We start from the raw sequence: 4,970 nt of genomic DNA on the forward strand, positions 1-4,970 counted from the left end.
AATAGTGCCAAACATTATATTGACTTTTTTTTCTATAAAAGTACAATATTTGTAAGTTTTATTTATGGAAAATTATTTTTATTATGATGCGAGAAGTAATAAAATCTAAAATAAATAGATTGACTGTAACTAGAACTGATCTTAATTTCAAAGATTCAATTACCATAGATGAAACTTTAATGGATAAATCAGATATACTTGAGGGGGATATAGTATCTGTAATAAACCTTAGCAATAATAATAGATTTGAAGCTGAGGTGATAAAGGGAATAGCGAATACTGGTATAATAAGCATAAATGGTAATTATGTTCATTTAGCTAAAAAAGATGATGTAATAGTTGTGTTATCTTACAGCAATATACCAGAAGAGCATATAAAAAAACATATTACAAATATTATTCAAGTAAATATGCATAATATGGTTATAGACTAAAGTTTATGGCTTTTATATATAATAGATATTTAATTTTTATTTATGGAGAGATATATGAAAATTATTTATAAAGCAGGTATTGATATTGGTTCAACTACCGCAAAAATGGTTGTATATGATAATAAAAACAATATGATATTTAAAACTTATACTAGACACAATGCTGATGTCAAAGAAACATTACTTTCTATACTAAGAGATTTAAAAACTAATCATGGAGATTTAGAATTATTAGTATCTATGACAGGTACTGCGGGTATGGGTATTAGTGAAAAGACAGGCATTAGCTTTGTACAAGAGGTAATTGCTTCTTCAACAGCTATTAGAAAGATTTATCCTTATGGAAGAACATTGATTGACATAGGCGGAGAGGATGCAAAAATCATAGTATTTGATGATAACTTCAAAGCTGATATAAGAATGAATGGTAACTGTGCAGGCGGTACAGGTGCTTTTATTGACCAAATGGCAACACTTTTAAATGTTCACCCTTCAGAGCTTTCAACACTTGCCGAAAAGTCTACTTCTGTTTACCCAATGGCAAGCAGATGCGGTGTATTTGCTAAAACAGATGTACAAACTCTTATTAGCCGTGATATACCAAAAACTGATATTGCTAAAAGTATATTCCAAGCAGTGGCTGTTCAAACAATCAACACACTTGCTAAAGGTTTTGAAATTAAGCCTAAAATATTATTTACAGGCGGACCTTTAACATTCCTTCCAGAATTAAGAAGAACATTTTTAACTCTTTTGAATGCAACAGAAGATGATATGTATACAGTTGATCACCCAGAATTAACTGCTGCAATAGGTGCTGCTTTTGGTGAAGATGAAGAGCAGACAGCAATAAAAATTTCTGATTTTATAAAATTAGTAGAAAATATTTCTTCTGATGTAAAAATAACTAATTCTAAACACAGAGAAGCATTATTCAGCGGTCAGGAAGAATATGAAAAGTGGGTAGATGAACATAGCAAAGACAAAGTAAAATCTGCTGATGTAGAAACTGTTAATAATAAAAACACATTCTTAGGTATAGACTCTGGTTCTACTACCACAAAAATCGTTATTATCGATGATAAAGGACAAGTAGTATTAAGACATTATAGAAACAATAATGGAAACCCAGTAGGTGCTGTTACAGAAGGTTTAGCTGAAATTAAAAAAGAATTAGATGAAAAAAATATTAAAATAAATATAGCAAGAACTGCTGTTACAGGTTATGGAGAAGATTTAATAAAAGCTGCTTTCAATATGGACGAAGGTATTGTTGAAACGATGGCTCATTATAGAGGTGCTAAGGCTTTCGATAAAGATGTAAGCTTCATTCTTGATATAGGCGGTCAGGATATGAAGGCTATATTTATTAAAGACGGCATTATAGAAAACATTGAAATTAACGAGGCTTGTTCATCAGGCTGCGGTTCTTTTATAGAAACATTTGCACGCGGTATGGGTTATAAAGTAGCTGATTTTGCCAATATTGCCTGCGAATCAGCTAGCCCTTGCGATTTAGGAAGCCGCTGTACAGTGTTTATGAATAGTAAAGTAAAACAGTCTTTAAGAGAAGGCTCTTCTGTTGCTGATATTTCTGCTGGTCTTGCTAAGAGTGTTACATTAAACTGTTTTACTAAAGTATTAAAAATTACAGATACTTCTATTTTAGGTGAGCATATAGTTGTTCAAGGCGGTACATTTAAGAATGCTGCAGTGCTTCGTTCTGTAGAAAAATTCTTAAACAAAAAAGTTATTCGCCCTGATATATCCGAGCTTATGGGAGCTTATGGCTGTGCTTTACTTGCTTTAGATACTTACAATAAAGAAAAAGAAGATACAACATTCATAGGTTTAGATAATTTAAGCGAAGCTAATGATTATGAAAGAAAACAGCTTACTTGTAAAGGCTGTGAAAACCTTTGTACTGTTACAAGATTAAAATTCAAAGACGGTAAATCATTCTATACAGGAAACAAATGTGAAAGAATATTTACTAATAAAGGCTCTAAAGAAAGAAATTATGGAATGGATATCACTCAGAAAAAACTTTCTTTACTATTTGACAGACCTTTGGCACCTGCTACAGATGATATAAAAGGCGTTATAGGAATACCTAGAGTACTTAATATGTATCAAAACTTCCCATTCTGGGCTACTATACTTGTAGAATGTGGATATAGAGTACAATTATCATCTCCTTCAAGCATGGCTGTAGCTGAGAAGGGTTCTGGCACTGTTATGAGTGATAATATATGTTTCCCTGCTAAAATAGCTAATGGTCATATATATGATTTAATAGAATCTAATGTAGACAGAATATTTTATCCTTCTGTTGTTTTAGAGAAAAAAGAAAATGATGGCAGTGACAATAGTTATAACTGTCCTGTTGTAACTGGTTATCCTGATGTAATAGACAGTTCTATTAGTCCATTAACTAAATACGGTATAGCTTTTGATGCTCCAACAATCTCTTTCTTAAATGAAGATTTACTCTATAAAGGCTGTAAAGCTTATTTTGTAAAAACACTCGGTATAGATAAAAAAGATTTCGACAGAGCATTCAAATTAGCTCTCAAAGAACAAGAGAGAGTAAAAGCAGAATTAAAAGAAGAAGGCAAAAAAATAATAGAGCATGCTAAAGAAACGCAAACTCCTATTATACTTATAGTAAGCAGACCTTATCATATAGACCCATTAATTAACCATAAAATACCAGAAACTATTGCTTCATTTGGTATTAATGTACTTACAGAAGATGGTCTTGATATTGATGAATCTCTTGCTGATGTTCAAGTATTAACTCAATGGTCTTATCCTAATAAGATGTTTAAAGCTGTTTTATGGGCAGCTAAACAAAAAGATTTAAAACTAGAAGTTGTTCAAATTAATAGTTTCGGATGCGGTCCTGATGCTACTACTTCTGATGAAATAAAATCAATACTTAATGCTTATGGAAAGAGTCCTACTTTGGTAAAAGTTGATGAGATTTCAAGCCCAGGAAGTATAAGACTTAGAATACGTTCTATGATAGAAAGCATGAAAATGAAAGGTGATTTTATACCAAAAGAAAAACCAGAAAGAACTATTATTAAAAGATATGAGAAAAATGATAAACGTGCAATACTTGTACCTAAATTCGGACATTTCTATGACCCTATGATTTTAACTCTACTTCAAAGAAGCGGATATGATACAATACCTCTTCCAGAACCAGATATTGACTCTGTAGAAACAGGTTTAAGATATGCTAACCAAGATATATGTTATCCAGCTACAATAATAGTAGGTGACATTGTAAAAGCTGTACAAACTGGAAAATATGACCCTGACAAAATAGCAGCTGGTATCACTCAAACAGGTGGACAATGCCGTGCTAGTAATTATGCTTCACTTATTAAAAGAGGTTTAATTAATGCTGGTTATCCTAATGTACCTGTTATTACTGTTGGTTTAACTGTTATTAATGATCAGCCTGGATTTAAGCTTTCAAAAATAGATATGATGAAAGAGGGTATAGTTGGTATGCCTTATGCTGATGCTATATCTACAATGTATTATTATACTGCTGTACGTGAGGTTAATAGAGGTGAATCTTTAGCTCTTGCTAATAAATATATAGCTTTACACCCTAAAGATTTTAATCTTGGTGATACTGATAAGTTGTTAAAACAGGCGGTTAAAGAGTTTAATGCCATTGAAACTAAAGACTTAGTATTGCCTAAGGCAGGACTTGTTGGTGAGATATATGTAAAATATAATAACTTTGCTAATGGTGATGTTTGTGATTGGCTTATGGCTAAGGGAATAGAAGTTATAGTTCCTCCTGTATTTGACTTCTTTGTACAGAAAATTATAAGTTCTCAGGTTAATAAAGAAACTAATGCTAGAGAGGTTTCATCACTCAAATATTATGGTTCTAAATTATCTGAGAAAGTTATAGATATGAGAATAGATTCTATAAACCAAATAATGTCTAAGTTTAAAGGATTTAGACCTGTACACCATATAAGACAGATTGCTGAAAATGCTGCTAAGGTTACTGCTATGACAAATCAATTTGGTGAAGCTTGGTTACTTCCTGGAGAGATAGCTACTTTCGCTGAAGAGAATATTAATAACGTGCTTTGTTTACAGCCTTTCGGTTGTATTGCTAACCATATTATAGCTCGCGGTATTGAAACTAGACTTAAAACTATATATCCTAACCTCAATCTTCTTTATTTGGATATGGATGCTGGTGCTAGTGAAGTTAATACTGTAAACAGATTAGAGTTCTTTGCTCGTTCTGCTAAAGATAGTATGAACTCTATTATGGTTGATGATGATATAAAAGAAGCTGTTGGAGCATACCATAAGTAATTTAATAAAACAATAATAATATAAAAAGGTTTGCAAATATTAATTTGTAAACCTTTTTTATTATATTTAGCTAAAATGTAAAATTTTATCTAGATTTCCTAAAAAATAGCAAAAAAATGTAAATTTTTTAATGTTTTTTGTAAAATAAATTGACATTGCTCCGAAATTATACTATAA

The 4,970-nt window shown here is 31.3% G+C and carries 2 protein-coding genes; both read left to right on the top strand.

What is annotated here, in order from left to right:
* The first annotated feature begins 83 nt into the window (after window positions 1–83).
* A complete protein-coding gene (locus tag E6A48_RS03455) occupies window positions 84–434 on the top strand; it encodes an aspartate 1-decarboxylase (protein ID WP_219708609.1) in 351 nt (116 codons plus the stop codon).
* 54 nt (window positions 435–488) lie between these two features.
* Window positions 489–4,793, top strand: coding sequence for a BadF/BadG/BcrA/BcrD ATPase family protein (locus E6A48_RS03460; protein WP_219708610.1), 4,305 nt, complete (start codon window positions 489–491; stop codon window positions 4,791–4,793).
* Window positions 4,794–4,970: the final 177 nt, after the last annotated feature.

Origin of the sequence: Brachyspira pilosicoli, from assembly GCF_019402445.1 — a bacterium.
GTDB lineage: Bacteria > Spirochaetota > Brachyspiria > Brachyspirales > Brachyspiraceae > Brachyspira > Brachyspira pilosicoli_B.